This window comes from Geofilum sp. OHC36d9 (assembly GCF_052400685.1).
GTDB lineage: Bacteria > Bacteroidota > Bacteroidia > Bacteroidales > Marinilabiliaceae > CAZHHH01.
In genome coordinates this window covers 495,310-513,862 of the sequence record NZ_JBQTGJ010000002.1, presented here as the reverse complement: position 1 = coordinate 513,862, position 18,553 = coordinate 495,310, and the positions used below count along the sequence as shown (strand labels likewise).

The window sequence follows — 18,553 nt, the reverse complement described above, 5'->3', positions numbered from 1 at the left end:
CTGAAGCAAAAATTGGTAAGTTATGAGTGAGAATACTGACAAAAAAGGAGATTTTCAGCCTTTGATAAAAGGTGATAGGTTGAATCTGATGGTGCTGTTTGATGTTTTGAGAAAAGGGAAGTTGGTGATTCTTTATAGTACCTTGCTGACAGCTCTACTGGCTTTATTTTTGGCGTTGGTAATTCCTGACCGCTATGAAGCGCGTGCTGTAATATTGCCCAATGCTGAATCGGAAAATAGTCTTGATAAGTTAGGCGGGCTGGCATCTCTGGCTGGCGTTAATCTGAATTCAATGATTGGACAAACATCTGGTATTTCGCCTGAAATTTATTCAACAATAATAGGGAGCTCTCCTTTTTTGAAGGAGTTATTGAATACCCCTGTTTCTTTTGAAGACGAGCCATCGAAAATGTCACTGTTTGAGAAAGCCCGAAAAGATACTGTCCCAGGATTTGGTGATAAAATTATTATGTACACGGTGCGATTACCGTGGACTATAATGGATGCATTAAAAAGCGATGACAGAGACCCGTCTGCGTTGACCAATGATACTAATTTGGTTGTTTTGGACAAACGGGTTGAATTGCTTTACGAGAAAGTACGTGCAATGATAAGCGTTGACTATGACCCTGAAACGGGTTTGGTCGATATAGCCGTTGAAGGGAAAGAGGCTTTACAAACATCCGAAATTGCATTGAGAACAACGGAGCTTTTGCAAAGGTATATCATAGCATTTGAGACCAAACAGGTTCGTCAGAATCTGGATTTTATCGAAGCGCAATATTTGAATAAAAAAGAGGAATTCGAGAAAAACAGGGCAGAATTAAATGCCTATAAAGATGCCAATCGAAATGTTGTTGGGGAGCGGGTTGATGTTGGTTATCAGTTGTTGGCTGATAATTATGATTTAACCAGAAATCTGTATATGAGTTTGGCAGAACAAAAGGAACAAGCCCTTGTGGCTGTGAAAAAACAGACGCCTGCTTTTTCAATGATTGAGCCGGTCAGAGTGCCGCTTGAACCGGTCTGGCCTAAAAAATCTTTTTTTATGATTCTGGGCTTGATATTTGGCTTTTTGGCTGGAGTGATTGGGGTGGTTGGTCGTGCCATATTAATCTCAATTCAGAAAAATTGGGCGGCTTAATAGAGCGAATAAACAAGATGCTGATTTTTTTTATGAAGAACGAATTTGTTCGGATGCTTTTTTTGAACGCAAGGCTCTTTAATAAGTCTAAAAACAGAATTTTTGGTTTTCAGTATTGAATTGGGGATACAGTGGTTGAGAGGTGTGTCGACCGTCTATTACTTTATTAAAGTGTTGTCGGGATTGATAAGAAAAGTAAGAGGTTATGAGAAGAGAAAGTGAGCAGCATGGGGTTTTTATAAATAATTCGCCATATTCACTATTGATATATGTGTTGTTAAATAAAAATTGGAGGTTTGACGATTACGTCTTTACAGACAGGATGCCTCTTGTTATACAAAAACGTTTGAAGACTTTAGGTCTTAGAGTTTTTTCTCAAAAAAATGTTGGTGGACGCAAAAACGGTTTTTTGGGAAAGATGTTATATCGGTTGTCAATTTATTTTGAGTTCCCAAGATTTCTTTTTTTTATTGCCGGTCGTAATTATTCTTCTGCTGCTGGTAATGACGAATTGGTTTTCGCCTTGCCATTTTTAAAGAAGGGCATGACTTTAATTGAAGATGGAACGATTAATTATCAAGGTAGAAGTTTCTTTGAACGGCGTAGGAAAAAGGATTTTCTTTATTTCCCTATTCGGGTTTTTTACGGAAAAAATTATTTGCCTTTTGGTTTTTCTCCGTTGATCAAAAAAATTATATTAACAGGATTACAACGAGTTGACCCGGAAATAGAACGTAAGGTGCAGTTAATTGATTTGGCTGTTTTATGGCAGCAGAAATCGGATGAGGAAAAAAAAGAGATTTTATTTTTGTTTGGTATGAAGACCGATTTTTTGTCACAACTTCAAAATTATCCGGTGTTATTAATAACTCAGCATTTGCCTATTCCTGAGAAGGATAAAGTTGCTATATATGATCGTTTGCTCGACGGAGTAGATAATAAAAAGGTCTTGATTAAGACCCATTATGCTGAAAGTACTGATTATCATCAATATTTTCAGGATTCGACAGTGTTTTGTGAACCCATTCCTCTTCAGTTGTTTGATATTTTGGGATATAGACCTCAAAAGGTTGTTACCATTAGTTCTACTGCTGCTTTGCATTATAAAGAGATGGGAGTAGAAGTGGTTTTTGCCGGCAGCAGCATAGATCCCAGGATTGAAAAGGTAGCAGGTAAAATTGGTTAGTGCTTGCTTCAGAACCTCGGGAATAAGTATGCTTTATTCTGGAGAATTTCGATGTTAAACAATGAGGATTGCTTTTGCGAATGAGCGTATTGACGGTTGTAGACACGAAATGGAATGACAGTTTCTTTCTGGTTTTATATTAAAAATGAAGATAAATTTTCAGAATGGTAAATCATAATACTTATTTTTTGGGGTATGGTGTTGATTTTAAATCGGATAGTTTTATATGAGCCTGATATTTAGCAGCCTTAATTTATTTGTAAAAAAGCAAAGGGACATTAATTATTTCTTTTTGTTTTTTTTACTGTTGTTGATTTTTGGCGTTTTTTTTTACGAGGCTATCGGTTTTGATCCGATGGATGAAATGTTTCAAATAATTCTGCTTGGAATATTTTTACTTTTTGTTCTCTGGAATCGGGATTTAGTATATAGGCGGATGGGCATTTATTGGCTTATTTCGTTTATATTTTATTCTGCTTATTCATTCGCGATTCATTCAAATGTTCCTTCTTCCATTTTTTTGGATATTTTGTTACAAGCAAAGCCTTTTTTAGGTTTTTTTTGTGTGTTTTATGCCGGGCAAGTGATGTCGGGTAAGGAAAAAAAGACTTTACGATTAGTTGTTTTGGGGTTGTTTTTTGTGAGTCTGTTGGTTTTGTTGGTTGGAGTGGTTTCAGGAAGTTTTTATCGTGTTTTAAAGTGGTTTTATATGCATCCCTCTCGATATGCAACTGCGATTGTTCTTTTGTCAATGCTTTATTTGTATGCGTCAAAGTTTAACAGGACTAATAAGTTTATTTTTTTAGTTATGCTTTCGTTTGGACTGTTGTCAGCCAAAGGGAAGTTTTATGGTTTTTATGCCTTTGCAGTGTTATTTACTATAATTTATGGTCATCGGTTTTATTTGCGGATGTCATTTCGCAATCTGATTTTTGGTGTACTGGCTTTATCAGCTGTCTTATTCGCGGCTCAAGAGAAGGTTATCTATTATTCTCAAGGGTTTTTGGCTGATAAAGCAGATACCGAAGATTTTTTAGCACGCCCTGTTTTATATTTAACGGCCGGTAAAATTCTTTACGATTATTTTCCTTTTGGAAGTGGGTTTGGCAGTTTTGCAACACATGCTTCACGTACATCGTATTCCGAGATTTATGAAGAGTATGGTATTGATAAGGTCTGGGGACTGAGTAGGGATTATCCTTATTTTATCGCTGACACACATTATCCTTCTTTAGCTCAGTTCGGTGTTGTAGGTATTTTATTGTTTATTTTATTTTGGAGAGCGATAATACAAATGGCGAATCGTTGTAAAGAGATGGACCCTGATAATCCGGCCTATTTTTTTGTAGTTTTGATTATTGTTTTTCTTGTGATAGAGATGGTTGCTGATGCCACATTCACTAATAATCGAGGCTTTATTTCTATGGTTTTTCTAGGCTATTTGTTGAATGAATACAAGCGTTCGGAGATGTCGAATAGACCGGATGTCAGTTTGGAAAGCTAATTATCATTTAAATATATTTGTAGTTGACTTGCCGATGAGAAATGGGCTTTTTCATGTTGCTAATATTTTGTTTTTTGCTAGGTAAAGGAGATATGTGGTTAATTTATTTGGGTCACATTTATCATCATTGTTGACGAGAAGATGTTTCGCTTTTGTCGTTTAAGGAATTGCAGTTACTTCTGATGTATTGAAACCTCCGGGAACTAAAGCACGTAATGTTGATTATAGTAAAACAAAATCTGTTTTAGAGAAAACTAGAGAGTCTTCGTGAAGGACTAGCAATAGAAAATAAAAAGTCACGTTTACTTTTTATGATTATGTTCTTTATATCTTTATTTTATGGAATCATATTTTAATGTCCGACTCGAGTTTAGGCATGCTTTAGTTGATGAGATTATTCTAAATGCAATAGATTCTCAATCTGCTGAATATGTTTGCGCGATAGAGAGTAATAACCTTACAGTTGCCAATACTAATGATGACTTTCTGCGAGTTGTAAATCAGGCGTTGGTAAATATTTGCGATGGATCGGTTTTGGCTACTATGATTGGTAGAATTTATAAACAACAGTTTACGTCATACATTGGGGCTGATTTGTTTATTAAGTATATTCAATTTTGTAAATATAAACAGTACTTTTTGGGTAATACACAACCAGTTCTCGAAGGGTTAAAAGAAAACCTTTCAAAAATTGATCCTGCCATATTGGGAATGCCATTTGTTGAACTGCCCTTTAGGGATGTCGATGGTTTTGATTATGAGTCTATTGCTGCTGATATTAATCGGGCGAAACCTGACATAATTTGGGTTTCTTTAGGAGCACCCAAACAGGAATTATTTATGAGCCGGCTTCTTCCTTATCTTGATAAAGGAATAATGTTTGGTCTGGGTGCTGTTTTTAACTTTTTTAGTGGTGTTGGACGTGTTAAGCGAGCTCCCGCCTTAATGAGAAAGTTGAAATTGGAATGGTTATATAGGGCTTTTGAAGAACCTCACAAGAACGTGCCTCGTTATTGGAATTTTATTAAAATATTGCCCCGCTTGATTTTTGAAGAGCGCAAAAAGTTACGCAAAGGTCGCGTTATTGTAATGGATAAAACACCGGATTATAATTACGTATCTGCAAAAACGGCTGGGCGTCGCGACTAAGTGTTGTTTTTTGTTGAAAGATTGTTTTAGAAATTCTGAGTAATTGTGATTTTTTCACCTAGTAAAATGTGCTTTATTACTAGTTAATTTATTTTTTTCAGTGCCCTTATTTTATCATCCCCTATGTTTAGAAAGTATAGGATCCTTTGATATGACTAATCCGTATCGTTTGGTTTAGAATTCTGTTATTGCTTTTGAAATAAAGGTTTTTAACGAAATTCCGGTATGGATGGCTCATTCTGAAAAACCTATGGTGGAAGTGGTAATAGCTGTTTAGATGATCCTTTTTGAAGTCAATGCGATGCAGTGATAGCTGTAGAGCAAAATTTACTCGTTGCAAATTGAATTTGAATATTTTGGTGATTATTTCTCTGCAATTAATTTGAGATGACATTAATTTTAAAGTATTTTTTGGACTTCACGATGAACTATTTCATATTTAGTCCTAATCATAGTTGTTTCCTTTGATTTATTGGGAGGAAATTTCTTGTCTTTTTCAAGATAGATTCTTTTCGGTTGTATAAATGCGGAAATTATTAAGAATGATGTTTTTATCAAAAGATTAAAAAAGAAGGTAAACGAAGTGAATCCCTGAGCCAAAGGTCGCTTGCTAAAAAAAAGATTTTGTCGTACGACTTATAAAATGGTATTAATCATATTTAAGTTGTTTTTATGCCACTATTTTTTGGTAGTGCTAGCGAGTCTTATCTCCCCGTTTTGTGGTTTCCCGATTTTTGTTTGGTGTTGGTGAATTGTTTTTGGATAATTGGACAAGGTGTGAAATAGAATAAGTATTTACGATAATGACTTTAATTTAAAAGAGTTACTATGCGAGTGTTGATATCATCACCTGACTTGGATGTTGGGAAGAATGTGAGTGGAATATCTTCTGTGGTTCGGGCTATTATGCGGGAAATGCCTGCGTTAGGTGTTGAATTATTGCATTTAAAGGAAGGGCGGTCCGATAGGGATAGGTTTGGGATTGCCGGTTATTTTAATTTACTGAAAAATTTAATCTCTTTTCCTTTTGTTAGATATGGGAAGAGAGTGAGTTTGTTTCATCAAAATGTTCCTTTTACTACTAAGGGGATTATTCGAGAGTTTCTTTTTAGTTGGTTGGCGAAGTGGTGTCATTTGCCTGTTTTGGTTCATGTGCATGGAGGAATATATATTGATGAAGCACCATCGCGTTGGTTGTATAAAATGACTTGTTCCATTTTTGATAACGCTTCGAAAATTATTGTTTTAAATGATTATGAAAAGACTCAGGTGGCTCATTTGTATGGCAAGAAAACGGAGATACTTGAAAATGTCATAGATACAGATTATTATTCATTTAAGGATAGTTTTGGAGGGAAGAAACATCCGGTATTGTTGTTTTTGGGACGGATTCATGAAGAGAAAGGTTTAAATGAGATTCTTGAAGCATTTAGTCAGCTTTATCCTTCTTTTCCATTTACTTTTGTTATGTGTGGATTTGGAACTTTTCAGGCTCGATTCCGGACCCGTTTTGAAGCGGTATTAGGAAGTGATTTTCAATTTAAAGGGGTGGTTTCAGGCGATAGCAAATTGGAGGCAATAAAAAGGGCCGATTATTTTTTGTTGCCATCATATACAGAGGGTTTGCCTATAGCTCTTTTGGAGACGATGAGTTGCGGGGTAATTCCGGTGGTTTCCGATCACGACTCAATGCGTTCTATGATTACTGATTTTGAGAATGGTATTATGGTTAAAAGGAGGTCTGCCACTCATATTGTAGAGCAAATGAAAAAGGCGTTTGCCCTGGATGCGCAACAGAGGCTAAAGATGGCTCAGAATGCACGTCAGACAATCTTGACAAACTATTCCATGGAGACTTATAATAAACGCTTAATGACGAAATATAATGAGGTTTTAGACGGCTATAAGCGAAAAGATTAAAATTAGAGAAATCATTTCAACAAAAAGGGACGAAGCTAAAATTTTAGCTTCGTCCCTTTTTGTTGAGGTCGGTGGCGGATTCGAACCGCCGTACGCGGTTTTGCAGACCGCTGCCTAGCCACTCGGCCAACCGACCGTTTTTGGGTGGTGCAAAAATACAAAATTATTTTACATCACCATGCGTCATAGGTATTTTTTGCTAATATTAGTGGGGGATTTACCTTAACGAATGCTTGCCTGAAAATATCGGTGGCCGCGCAAAACGCTTATTTTAGAGGTTTGTGCAGATTGAACAGGTAAGTTTACTATTGTGCATTTTGAGCACAAGTGTTAAGCAAATGTTGTACTTTATCTACAAACTCATATTACGTTCTCTCTCGAGAGTTATACTGACACATTTCATCTGTCCGCCCATAGGGGGATTCATCTTCGACACTTTTACACGGGCATATAAAAGCTTTGTAAAATTTTCAAACAACCGGTCAATGATTCGGCCTGTTACATGTTCCAGCAAATGTGAGGTCTGTGAAATTTCTTCTTTTGTTATTTTGTAGACATTCACATAGTTAAGAGCATCTTTTATATTGTCACTTTCCATGGGAATTGTTACGTCAGTTTTCAGTGTGATATTTACCTGAAATCGATTGCCTACAATTTGTTCTTCTTTAAAACAGCCGTGATAGGCGTAGAAAACCATTTCTTCGAGATCGATGGTGGCGATAGTACTTTGTTTCGTCATTACACTTTCTTTAGAAGGACAAAGGTAATCTTTTAATGAACCAAAACTTGATCGGTATAAGAGAGAATTATCTTTTTCTGCGATGTATGATAGAAGTATAAGGTTGTTCTGTTGTTCCATCAAGAAAATTCATGAGCTTGTTAAGAAATATTCTTAAGGCTTGTGAAGTCCTAAAGTGTGATTTTTCTATGGCAAATGACCATTTTGAGGACTAGTGTAACGCAGAAGCTGGACTTTATAGACCAGTTTTGATTACAGAAAATTATCTTAATTAACAGTGTTGAATTAAATTATTTGAATGAATTCTCCTGTCATTTTGTATCTTTACGACATTCAAAATCAACAGATCTAATTGTTTGGGTTAACAAAGAACCAATAAAAATTAATGTATATGTCAAAAATCGAAGCTTTTAACTTTGCCGGCAAGAGAGCCATTGTTCGGGTGGATTTCAATGTGCCGTTGAATGAGAAATTTGAAATTACTGACGACACTCGTATTCGTGCGGCAGTGCCTACCATTAAGAAAATTTTAAAAGATGGCGGGTCGGCTATCATTATGTCTCACTTAGGACGTCCAAAAGGAAAGGTGAATCCGGATTTTTCTTTGAAACATATTCAGGCACATTTGGCAAAAACCATAGGTACTGATGTGATTTTCGCAGGTGACTGTGTGGGACCTGAAGTTAAAGCTAAAGCTGAGGCGCTAAAACCCGGACAGGTTTTGTTGCTTGAAAATCTTCGTTTTTATCTTGAAGAAGAAGGTAAGCCTAAATTGGCAGAAGGTATTTCTGATGAGGAAGCCAAAGCTGCTAAGGCTGATATGAAGGAAAAACAAAAAGTGTTTGCTCAAGCTCTTGCCGCTTTAGCCGATGTGTATGTAAATGATGCCTTTGGTACCGCTCACCGTGCTCATGCTTCTACGGCTGTTATTGCCGACTATTTTGCGGCCGATAGCAAGATGTTTGGCTTTTTGATTGAGAGTGAAGTCAGTAGTCTCGATAAAGTCGTGAAATCGCCTAAGCGTCCTTTTACAGCTATTATGGGAGGGGCTAAAGTTTCATCTAAGATTACCATTATCGAAAATATGCTCGATAAAGTGGATAATTTGATTTTAGGTGGTGGAATGACCTTTACTTTTATGAAAGCCAGAGGCGGTAAAATTGGCGATTCTATTTGTGAAGATGAATATCTGGAGTTGGCCCGTGAATTGGAGAAAAAGGCCGCTGCTAAAGGCGTTAAGATTTATATGGCAAGCGATGTTCTTGCAGCCGATGCTTTTGACAACAATGCGAATACTAAGGTGGTTTCAGCTATGGAGATTGCTGATGGCTGGCAGGGTTTAGATGCCGGGCCTGAGTCACTGAAGCTATTTACTGAGGTCATTAAAAATTCTTCAACTATATTGTGGAATGGTCCTGTGGGTGTGTTTGAAATGGATAATTTTGCCAAAGGCTCACGTGCGGTTGGCGAAGCCATTGTTGAAGCGACCAAAAAAGGCGCATTTTCTTTAATTGGAGGTGGTGACTCCGTGGCTTGCGTTAATAAATTTGGACTGGCCGATGGCGTTAGCTATATTTCTACCGCCGGTGGTGCTTTACTCGAATATCTTGAAGGTAAAGAGCTCCCCGGAATAAAGGCTATCAGGGGTTAGATTTAAAATTTATAATATTAAAGGGTTTGGGGTTTTCCTGAACCCTTTATTTTTTTGTGATAGTTGCTGGATTATTTTATTGTTTGTTCGTGCTTGCCAGAAAACGCCAGGAGTAGAATGAAAATTCGCATTTTTGAGGCTTGCGAAATTTGAAAATATGGGTTGCTGGTGTAAATGATCATTTTGAGAGTAAGCGCAACGTAGAAGTTGGACTTTATAAACAGACTCTATTTAAAGAAGAGGGTGTCAGTGCGTCCGGGAGCCAGAGCCAGAAAGGTGGGGAACCGCATGTCATCGCTGTTGTATAGTATCGAATCGCCATCGGGCCATCTTTTTAATAGCCCGCCGGCTGCTTCAATAATGGCATGTCCGGCTGCGACATCCCATTCCATTATGGTATCCATACGTGGGTATAGGTCTGCTTCGCCTGATGCAATATGACAAAACTTCAGGGAACTTCCGGCTCTTACTATTTTTATTTCGCTTATGACTTCTGATATTCGTGCTATAAAAGCGTCTGTGGTATGTGTTTTATGACTTTTACTGCCCACAATACGGTATTCGTTATCCGCTTCCCGTGTCGGTAGTGTGATTGCTTTTTCTTGTAAGTCCTGTTTTGATAAATAATGATTGTCAATGTTTTCCCATTTCCATGCCCCAGCTCCTTTTACACCTGCATATAGCTGTCTTTGTTCGGGGATGTAAATAATGCCCCAAATTGGTTTTTTGTCTTCAATCAGGGCTATGTTAACGGTGAATTCACCGTTCCGATTGATGAATTCACGCGTCCCGTCGAGCGGATCAATCATCCAATAGCGATCGGTTTGGTGTATCTGGTTCCATAGATCAGGATTTCCTTCTTCACTTAAGACGGGGAGTTGCGTCGGAGTCAGTTGCTGGGTTATGATCTGGTGACTTTCGAGATCGGCTTCTGTAACCGGTGATTGATCTTCCTTTAAGGTTACCGTGTAGTTGTGTTTGTTGTATATCTGAGAGATGGCGGCACCTGCTTTTAGCGCAGCCTGTATGGCTAAAATGAATTGTTGATTGAACATATTGGCCTAGTCTAATGTGTGTTAGAAAAATTGTTGTTTTTGTTTCTACTTTTTATTATAAAGATGGCGTATTTAACCATTTTATTTTTGCATAATCTGTGAGTTTCATGTTTATCAGATCGATTCCCTGTAAGACTAATAAGCCTGGTTTAAAGCCCTGAGATAATTGCCCCAGTTGGTTCTTGTATGAAGTTTGGCTTGCGCTTACATAAGTTCCCAAATAGAGCTTTTCAACCAGTGACGTGGTCGTGTTGTTCTTTATTCTTGTTAACATTGGGGGGGCTGAATAGTTCGGTCGTATCATGAAGTCAGCCTGCTTTAATTGGGGCGATAAGGCTTCCGTTGTTATGGGAAATCCATTGGAATGGCAATTATGACAGCCCAGGAGTATTGTTCCTTCGGAAAAGTGGCGATTAAAATTTATTGTTGATGATTGAATATTGATGGATTTTTTTATGAATATATCGGTAAAGGCAGGGAGTAATATGCCAGGATATAATTCAAGTCCGGGTTTTTCCGTAAATGAAAGTCTGGTTTCAACATCCAAAATTTCGCCGTAACTGTTGATTGTTATAACTGGCCATTTGCCCAGATGCCCGTCGGGAAGCAGAATGAAATGAGAGGCAATCTGCCTTATGTTATTTGATGGATGGTGCATCAACCTTAGTTGCTGGTTTTACGAAATTTTATATTTTCAGGTCGTGCCGAAGGGTTTTTCTCTTTGTGACTGGTGGTGTCTTTAATATTTTCTAAAAAGATATTGCTAATTTGAACTGCAACATTAATTGTGGAATCCTGATCAAGTAAAAAACCTTCTATGCGCGAAGGAGATAGTGAGTCTTTAAGCGCCATTTCCAGTTCTACCGCTCTTTCGTTGAAGGAATGAGGGATTAGTTTTCTGATAGAGTCGGCTGTACTGTCAGTATACCATACCGACAGGAACAGTTTAGGCTGACGACTGGCGTCTTCTTTCATAAATTTATAGGTGGCTGATAACCGGAGACGTCCGTGCAATTCAAGGGTGTCGCTATTTATAAGAAAAGGAAGGCGTGAATCAATGCTGTCCTTAGCATTTAACGTAAAGTTAAGCGAGTCTTGCCATAGATTACGCAGCTGTCTTTCCATTTCTTTACGTTTGAGTTCTTTTTGTTCCATTTCTTTTTCTTGTTCCGCCTGAACTTTAGCGTTGGCTTCTTTTTTGCTTAGTTTTATAAGAACCCGATCATAAACCTTTACATATAGTTCTGGATGTTGAACATACCATTTCCTGATGGTGTCAAAGTCAGCTGTTGTATAGCCATATTTTTCAAGTACATATTTATAGTACCCCTGTTGATTGTTGTTTTGGGGGAGTTTTATTCCCGGTAAATGAGATAAAGAACTTTCGGCAATTTGCAGGTCGGCCAGAATATTGCTCATCTCTTCCACATCAGGAAAACCGTTGGGCAGGTTGTAGTGTTTACAACCTGCAAGAAAAATGATGATAACCAGGAGAATGGCAGTTTTTACAAATAGGAATTTCTTCATTTTTTAATTATTTACCGTCGCCTTTTAGCATGGTGCGAATGGTTTTGAGAAACAAAACGAAGTCTAGTTTGAGTGACCAGTTGTCGATGTATTCCAAATCCATTTTCATCCATTCTTCAAAGGGGATATTGTTGCGCCCGGAAACCTGCCAAATGCAAGTTATCCCAGGTTTCATAGAGAGGCGTCGAAGCTGCCATCGTTCATATTCTACTACTTCCTCAGGAAGTGGGGGACGAGGGCCTACAACCGACATCTCGCCCCGTATGACGTTAACAAACTGAGGTAGCTCGTCGAGACTGGTTTTTCGCAGAAATCTTCCAACACGGGTAATGCGGGGGTCGTGCGTGATTTTAAACACCGGTCCGTCCATTTCATTTTGGTCTATGAGTTGCTTTTTTAGTGCTTCCGCATTAGACACCATTGTTCGGAACTTATAAACATCGAAACGACGTCCTCTTAGACCGACTCTTTTTTGTTTGAAAAAGATGCTCCCTGGGGAGTCTATCTTTATGGCTATCGCAATTCCCAAAAGAAGAGGCGACAAGAAGATTAATACCAGACTGGAGAATATAAAATCGAAAATGTCTTTTGTTTTCAGTGCAATGTAGTCCATTGGCGCATTTGCAATGGTCAGAAAGGGCGTGGTGCCAAAAAAATGGAGTTGCGTTCGGTTTGTCAGCATGTTAAAGAATGGCGAATACATTCTGAAAACGACACCAATGTCGGCACAAATATTAATGGTTTGCTCAAGTTCTTTGTTATCGTTGGAGTCACGGCATAACACCACTTCATCAACGGTTTTATCTCTGAGAAGTTGCTCAAGATCCGTGTTCTCGGGAAGCAGCGGGACAAAGGATGAGCACGTTTGTTTCAGGCTTTCCGGGCCTATGATGGCGGTGATGCGATAGCCCCACTCGGGGTGTGAAATGACATTTCTGATGAAAGAGCGCCCGGTATTGTCGGCTATAATTACCATATTCAGATAGTTGTATCCTTTTTTTCGGGCTCTTTTCAAAAAATGATAAATGAACGATTTGCTGGTAAATGTCAGCGCCAAATCGATAACTGCAAAGACGAAAAAATGTCTAAGACCCAAATAAAACAGGTTGAAAGTCCAGGCCGATAAAATCAGTAAGCTGGTTCCTGAGAAAACGAGGCCCAGACAATTAAATAATACCATTGAGTATGGCCTCGAACGGTAGAGAATATTGGATTGAACACCTGAACTGAGTAATGTCCAGATGATAATTACCAACAGTTGTAGTATGACGCTGTCTTTACTGTATAAAAAGGTCAACTGACCAAAGTCAAAATAGAGCGCCAGATTAAAACTTATAAGTGCGAGGGCAATGTCAACCATCGTCATAATGGTGCCGATTGCTTTTGCTTTTTCTTTAAGCATTTCTTTTTCTTTGGAGGATACGAAGATAATTCTTTAGGCTGATATTTTATTCATAATTGATAAAAATCAGGTGTGGCATTTCCAAATAAATTGATTTTTATGACGCAAATACTATGCCTTTTATTATTCTCTGGAATCAGCATTGTTTTTTTTGCCTTTCATTGATTACTATGTTTTATTCATAAAGGTGAGAGATTTTATTTATGCGTCTAATTCATGCAATTTGTGGGTTGAAAAATTTCGAATATAGAATGCGGTTTTTTAAAAATTCAGGTGAAGCCCAATTCGAGCGCCATAGTTATTTAATATTTCGCCATAGTCACATCCGGTGTCTGCTGACAGGGTTAAATATTTAATATTTTTGGGTTGCCATAAAAATCCCAGTTGGGTGTATAACTGATTGACCCCGTTTTTAAAAAAGTAATTTGAAGTTTCTTGCCATGTATAACGTCCGGGATATTGCTGGTAGTAGGAGCCATAGTTATGACTGTAGGTTATCTTAACATGCCAGGCAAAATGACTGTTAAAGATTCCATTGGCACCAGCATGAATGGCTTTGTAACGGTCGTTTATGATGAGCATATCGCCTGCGTTGGTTGTGGTGTTTTTTATGCCGCTTAGCTGATATTGCGTCAAATTGAGGGGCGAGCCCATTATGTAACCTGCGTTGGTCCACCCGGCGGGGTAGGTTCCATTGTTCATATAACCATCACGACCACCGAATTGGTTGCCATGATTAAAATTATTCTGAAGGTATTGGGAGACCATTTCTTTGGTGTAGGTTTCGGGGTTTTCTACACCCAGGTTTGTCATTAGGTTTTCTCTGAATGTCGGATCGTCTAACTGGTAGGCAATTATGGTTTGCGTGACGCCGTTGTTTAGGGTGATTATAGCATCGGGCATACCATTTCCGGACTGATGGGCTGTGTTGACCCATTCTATGGTTAAATTTCTAAGGAAGCGGCTTTTGGCAGGTGTCCAACTGATACCGGCAATTTGATCTTTATTGCGTGCAAATAAGTTCATCCCCGATTTGTCGGCAAAAGGGGGCTGGTAGTATATGTGAAAAGAGCCTGCCTGGTTCTCCATATAAAACCCAAAATCATAGAGTCCCATGTGGGCGCCTGCTGCATTTGTGGCATCGCCGCCTCCAATTTTATCGGAGCTTTTAGCAAAAAACGATTTCCAGTAATCAATGGGGATTTTTGTTCCATCGGTTCGATAGCCGCCGAGTAATGCACTGTGGTTAAGTCCGGCATAGGGTTTAATGCGTCCTGCATTAAAGCGCAGATAAAAATATTTTTCATGTAAAATAACACTTTGGTGTGACCAGCTTTCGAAATGGTCATCAAGTCGTCCGTGACTAATGCCGCCTCTTATTTCAAGGTTGTTTAATCGTCCCGGGAGTGCGGTGTACTGAGGTATCCCAATCGTGATGCGGTTAATAGGTCTGGAGTTATTCCCATAAAGGTAGCTTCCACTGCCATTGTTAGGTTGGTCAAAAATGGGTGCAAAGGTGTGGCGTCCTATACTAATTTTTAGAAATTTATATTGTATGTGAAGAGTGGCACGATGAAGGCGTAAGTTATCAACATTGCGGTTGTAATTTATTTCGCCTGCGGCTGATAATAGCCAGTTGGTGTTTGGTTTATACGAGTATTTTGGACAGAAGGAGACGAGTCTTTGACTGCCGTCTTTTTGATTCCATCGGCCTTCCTCCAGACTTTGCAGCCAAAGAGGGACGCCATCGCCGCCTGAGTTAAGTGCGGCTATTTCAAGAGTGTAGTTTTGAAGAAGCTGGCTGCGCGTATATATGGTGATGAAAAATAACAGGAGGGTGGTTAATGTTCGTATGCTCATTCTGTTGCGTATTTTTGTATTGTTTTTTTTATGGCTCTTTTGCAAATGTATGACATTCGAATTCAATTCGGAAACGTTGTCGAATATACTAAGTAGCCCTTGTCCATAAACATTAAGTGTTTGAAATATATAGTTCAGATACAAGGCTTTCGCTACTCGATAAGTGAGGGTTTATACTTGTATATGGTTATTTTGAGAGAAGTAAGGAATGTTTTTATAGGCAGACACTAATATGCTCCTGTAAATGACCATTTTGAGAGCAAGCGAAACGCAGAAGTTGGACTTTATAGACAGACTCTTAAATAGTGCCTTTTTTTCGAGTTGAAATTTTCATAAATATTTGTTTGTTTAGTTTTTTGTCTCTGTCCATTGATACTTTGTTGGTTATTGTGAAAGTGCTTAATTTTATCAACACATGTTTATAACTTTCCATTATTTGGAAATTTTACTTATTCTTCTTACTCTAATTGTTAATTTTCGTTTATGCAGTCGGCTATTTTCCCCATTTACAGAGAGGTCTATATTTCCAAGAACTGGATGGTATATAATTGTTTAAAAATCATTAATTTTTATTTTTGGAAAACTTTTGAGCTTTTTGATTATTGTTAGTGTGTTGTCCCTTATTGCTTTAGTGTTTTAAAATGGAAAACTTTTCATGTCTGTTGATAAAAAATGTTTGCCATTTTTTAATTCCTTTGTAACTTGCAAACACTAAAAAATCGGAGTTAAAAAATATTAACCTTCAGCTTAACAGTAAATTAAATAATGGAAGTAGATGTAAAGAAACAAGGGGCCGCAAATATCGTTGAAAAGATGTTTACAAATGAAGAGGCTTTCAATGCTGCATTGAATTATTTTAAAGGGGATGAATTGGCAGCTCGGGTTTGGGTCAATAAATATGCGTTAAAAGATTCGGAGGGTAACTTGTATGAGTTGACACCGGATGATATGCATTGGCGATTGGCACGCGAAGTGGCTCGTATCGAAAGCCGTTATCCCAATCCAATGTCTGTTGAAAAAATATATTCACTCTTTAAGGGGTTTAATTATATTGTTCCGCAGGGCGGTCCTATGGCTGGTATTGGAAACGAATATCAGGTTGGGTCGTTATCCAACTGTTTTGTGATTGGTAATCAAGGTGAATCTGACTCCTATGGTGGTATAATGAAGGTTGATCAGGAGCAGGTACAACTGATGAAACGTCGTGGTGGAGTGGGGCATGATTTGTCCCATATTCGTCCTAAAGGTTCTCCTGTTAAGAATTCTGCCTTGACATCTACAGGCGTTGTTCCTTTCATGGAACGTTTTTCTAATTCGACACGTGAAGTGGCCCAGGATGGCCGTCGTGGTGCATTAATGTTGAGTGTTTCCATTAAGCATCCCGATTCAGAAAGATTCATTGATGCGAAGCTGGAGCAGGGGAAAGTGACAGGCGCGAATGTATCGGTTAAAATCGACGATGATTTTATGCATTCAGTTATTGAAGAACGTTCTTATGTGCAGCAATATCCTATCGATTCAAAGAATCCAAAATATAAAAAATCGGTGGAGGCTCAGGAATTATGGCATAAGATTGTTCACAATGCATGGAAGTCAGCAGAACCCGGTATTCTTTTTTGGGATACCATTATCCGAGAATCGGTACCCGATTGCTATGCCGATTTGGGTTACAAAACAGTGAGTACTAATCCTTGTGGTGAAATTCCATTGTGCCCATACGATAGTTGTCGTTTGTTGGCTGTGAATCTTTATTCTTATGTTGAGAATCCTTTTACGCCAAAAGCCCGGTTTAATTTCGAAAAATTTAGCGAACACGTAGGATATGCGCAGCGTATCATGGACGACATTATTGATCTGGAGCTTGAAAAAATCGATGCGATTCTTGATAAAATTAACAAAGATCCGGAAGAGGAAGAGATTAAAAGAGTAGAGAAAAATTTATGGTTGAATATACGGCATAAGGCTGCCGAAGGGCGTCGTACAGGTGTTGGTATAACAGGTGAAGGTGATATGTTGGCAGCCCTTGGGTTACGTTATGGCAGTGATATTGCCACAGAGTTTTCGGTGGAAGTTCATCAGAAACTGGCATTGTCTGCTTATAGTGCATCTGTGCAGATGGCTAAGGAAAGGGGCGCTTTCCCAATCTATAATTCAGAAAGAGAGAAAAATAATCCTTTTATCAATCGTATTAAGGATGCCGACCCGGCACTTTATCAGCGTATGTCTAAATATGGACGGCGTAACATCGCTTTATTGACTATTGCTCCTACCGGAACTACGAGTTTGATGACTCAGACCAGTAGTGGCATTGAACCTGTCTTTTTGCCGGTATACAAACGCAGACGAAAAGTGAATCCCAATGATCCTCAAGTGCGTGTTGATTTTGTGGATGAGGTGGGCGACAGCTGGGAGGAATATACCGTATTTCATCATAAGTTTTTAATATGGATGGATGCCAATGGTTTTGAACGTAGAAATAATTATACCCAGGAAGAGATTGATGATTTGGTGAAGCAATCGCCCTATTATAAGGCGACTTCCAACGATGTGGATTGGCTCAGTAAAGTACGTATGCAGGGGGATGTACAAAAGTGGGTGGATCATTCTATTAGTGTGACTATAAACCTGCCATCAACGGCTACCGAAGATTTGGTTGGGCAGTTGTATGTTGAAGCCTGGAAGAGTGGCTGTAAGGGGGTTACCGTTTATCGGGATGGCAGCCGGTCAGGTGTGCTGATTGCCAATAATGAGAAAAAAACCGATGAAGCCGGCAGATTTTCTAAAAAAAGGCCCCAGATATTAGAAGCTGATGTTGTGCGTTTCCAGAATAACAAAGAGAAGTGGATTGCTTTTGTTGGATTGCTTGATGATCGGCCTTACGAAATATTTACCGGACTGGCTGACGATGATGAAGGAATTCTCCTCCCTAAATCTGTGCTAAAAGGTAGCATCATTAAAAATCGGGATGAGGATGGTACCAGTCGTTACGATTTTCAATATGTGAATAAACGTGGGTATAAAACAACTATTGAAGGTTTATCATTTAAGTTTAATAAGGAGTTTTGGAATTATGCCAAATTGATTTCCGGCGTTTTGCGTCATGGGATGCCTATCGAAGACGTTATAAATTTAGTTGCAGGGCTTCAGTTGGATAATGAGAACATTAACAACTGGAAGAATGGAGTGGAAAGAGCACTTAAAAAATACATTCCCAATGGCACCAAAGCAAAGAAAGGCCATTGCGAAAATTGTAATTCGGACCACCTGGTGTATCAGGAGGGGTGTTTGATTTGTCAAAACTGCGGTTCCTCAAAATGCGGTTGATATTATTGTTAGAATACTGTTGTTAAGATTACTCTTAGGGCGAAAGGGGCGTGTCGAAAGACCGCCCTTTTCTCGTAATTGGTGTCCCTAAA

At 38.6% G+C, this 18,553-nt stretch carries 13 protein-coding genes and 1 tRNA gene; 7 read left to right on the top strand and 7 right to left on the bottom strand.

Annotated elements, in window-relative coordinates:
• The first annotated feature begins 22 nt into the window (after positions 1–22).
• The 5 genes from ACT3CD_RS04790 to ACT3CD_RS04770 all read left to right on the top strand — a co-directional run bounded on the left by ACT3CD_RS04790 (position 23) and on the right by ACT3CD_RS04770 (position 6,903).
• Complete coding sequence (locus ACT3CD_RS04790) at positions 23–1,144, top strand: Wzz/FepE/Etk N-terminal domain-containing protein (protein WP_444643436.1); 1,122 nt, start codon at positions 23–25, stop codon at positions 1,142–1,144.
• Between the two features lie 205 nt (positions 1,145–1,349).
• Entirely contained in the window at positions 1,350–2,330 is a 981-nt protein-coding gene (locus ACT3CD_RS04785; protein ID WP_444643434.1) for a glycosyltransferase family 52, read from the top strand.
• Between the two features lie 226 nt (positions 2,331–2,556).
• The gene (locus tag ACT3CD_RS04780) at positions 2,557–3,834 is read left to right on the top strand and encodes a hypothetical protein (RefSeq protein WP_444643432.1); all 1,278 of its coding nucleotides are present in this window, start codon (positions 2,557–2,559) and stop codon (positions 3,832–3,834) included.
• Positions 3,835–4,173: 339 nt separating this feature from the next.
• Positions 4,174–4,983, top strand: a complete 810-nt coding sequence (locus tag ACT3CD_RS04775; RefSeq protein WP_444643430.1) for a WecB/TagA/CpsF family glycosyltransferase — start codon at positions 4,174–4,176, stop codon at positions 4,981–4,983.
• Positions 4,984–5,811: 828 nt separating this feature from the next.
• Positions 5,812–6,903, top strand: coding sequence for a glycosyltransferase family 4 protein (locus ACT3CD_RS04770; RefSeq protein ID WP_444643428.1), 1,092 nt, complete (start codon positions 5,812–5,814; stop codon positions 6,901–6,903).
• A 65-nt stretch (positions 6,904–6,968) separates the two neighbouring features.
• Here ACT3CD_RS04770 and ACT3CD_RS04765 read toward each other — a convergent pair.
• Together ACT3CD_RS04765 and folB are read right to left on the bottom strand one after the other, a co-directional pair.
• A tRNA-Cys gene (locus tag ACT3CD_RS04765) sits at positions 6,969–7,039 on the bottom strand.
• A gap of 216 nt (positions 7,040–7,255) precedes the next feature.
• Positions 7,256–7,642, bottom strand: a complete 387-nt coding sequence (gene folB, locus ACT3CD_RS04760) for a dihydroneopterin aldolase (RefSeq protein ID WP_444643426.1) — start codon at positions 7,640–7,642, stop codon at positions 7,256–7,258.
• 391 nt (positions 7,643–8,033) lie between these two features.
• Between folB and ACT3CD_RS04755 the strand changes: the two genes are divergently transcribed.
• Positions 8,034–9,293, top strand: a complete 1,260-nt coding sequence (locus ACT3CD_RS04755) for a phosphoglycerate kinase (protein WP_444643424.1) — start codon at positions 8,034–8,036, stop codon at positions 9,291–9,293.
• 227 nt (positions 9,294–9,520) lie between these two features.
• Here the strand turns inward: ACT3CD_RS04755 and cysQ are convergent, their stop codons facing one another.
• The 5 genes from cysQ to ACT3CD_RS04730 all read right to left on the bottom strand — a co-directional run bounded on the left by cysQ (position 9,521) and on the right by ACT3CD_RS04730 (position 15,137).
• Positions 9,521–10,348, bottom strand: a complete 828-nt coding sequence (gene cysQ / locus ACT3CD_RS04750; RefSeq protein WP_444643422.1) for a 3'(2'),5'-bisphosphate nucleotidase CysQ — start codon at positions 10,346–10,348, stop codon at positions 9,521–9,523.
• 55 nt (positions 10,349–10,403) lie between these two features.
• Entirely contained in the window at positions 10,404–11,006 is a 603-nt protein-coding gene (locus tag ACT3CD_RS04745; protein WP_444643420.1) for a hypothetical protein, read from the bottom strand.
• 5 nt (positions 11,007–11,011) lie between these two features.
• Positions 11,012–11,875, bottom strand: a complete 864-nt coding sequence (locus ACT3CD_RS04740) for a DUF4296 domain-containing protein (RefSeq protein ID WP_444643418.1) — start codon at positions 11,873–11,875, stop codon at positions 11,012–11,014.
• Between the two features lie 7 nt (positions 11,876–11,882).
• The gene (locus tag ACT3CD_RS04735) at positions 11,883–13,277 is read right to left on the bottom strand and encodes a sugar transferase (protein WP_444643416.1); all 1,395 of its coding nucleotides are present in this window, start codon (positions 13,275–13,277) and stop codon (positions 11,883–11,885) included.
• A gap of 261 nt (positions 13,278–13,538) precedes the next feature.
• On the bottom strand, positions 13,539–15,137 hold the full coding sequence (locus ACT3CD_RS04730; protein WP_444643414.1) for a capsule assembly Wzi family protein: 1,599 nt from the start codon (positions 15,135–15,137) through the stop codon (positions 13,539–13,541).
• 765 nt (positions 15,138–15,902) lie between these two features.
• On the opposite strand from ACT3CD_RS04730, the gene ACT3CD_RS04725 reads away from it, so the two are divergent.
• A complete protein-coding gene (locus ACT3CD_RS04725; protein WP_444643412.1) occupies positions 15,903–18,461 on the top strand; it encodes an adenosylcobalamin-dependent ribonucleoside-diphosphate reductase in 2,559 nt (852 codons plus the stop codon).
• Positions 18,462–18,553: the final 92 nt, after the last annotated feature.

Coding starts and splice junctions, on each gene's coding strand:
- ACT3CD_RS04790 (WP_444643436.1), top strand. CDS start 23: ATGAGTGAGAATACTGACAAAAAAGGAGATTTTCAGCCTTTGATAAAA.
- ACT3CD_RS04785 (WP_444643434.1), top strand. CDS start 1,350: ATGAGAAGAGAAAGTGAGCAGCATGGGGTTTTTATAAATAATTCGCCA.
- ACT3CD_RS04780 (WP_444643432.1), top strand. CDS start 2,557: ATGAGCCTGATATTTAGCAGCCTTAATTTATTTGTAAAAAAGCAAAGG.
- ACT3CD_RS04775 (WP_444643430.1), top strand. CDS start 4,174: ATGGAATCATATTTTAATGTCCGACTCGAGTTTAGGCATGCTTTAGTT.
- ACT3CD_RS04770 (WP_444643428.1), top strand. CDS start 5,812: ATGCGAGTGTTGATATCATCACCTGACTTGGATGTTGGGAAGAATGTG.
- folB (WP_444643426.1), bottom strand. CDS start 7,642: ATGACGAAACAAAGTACTATCGCCACCATCGATCTCGAAGAAATGGTT.
- ACT3CD_RS04755 (WP_444643424.1), top strand. CDS start 8,034: ATGTCAAAAATCGAAGCTTTTAACTTTGCCGGCAAGAGAGCCATTGTT.
- cysQ (WP_444643422.1), bottom strand. CDS start 10,348: ATGTTCAATCAACAATTCATTTTAGCCATACAGGCTGCGCTAAAAGCA.
- ACT3CD_RS04745 (WP_444643420.1), bottom strand. CDS start 11,006: ATGCACCATCCATCAAATAACATAAGGCAGATTGCCTCTCATTTCATT.
- ACT3CD_RS04740 (WP_444643418.1), bottom strand. CDS start 11,875: ATGAAGAAATTCCTATTTGTAAAAACTGCCATTCTCCTGGTTATCATC.
- ACT3CD_RS04735 (WP_444643416.1), bottom strand. CDS start 13,277: ATGCTTAAAGAAAAAGCAAAAGCAATCGGCACCATTATGACGATGGTT.
- ACT3CD_RS04730 (WP_444643414.1), bottom strand. CDS start 15,137: ATGAGCATACGAACATTAACCACCCTCCTGTTATTTTTCATCACCATA.
- ACT3CD_RS04725 (WP_444643412.1), top strand. CDS start 15,903: ATGGAAGTAGATGTAAAGAAACAAGGGGCCGCAAATATCGTTGAAAAG.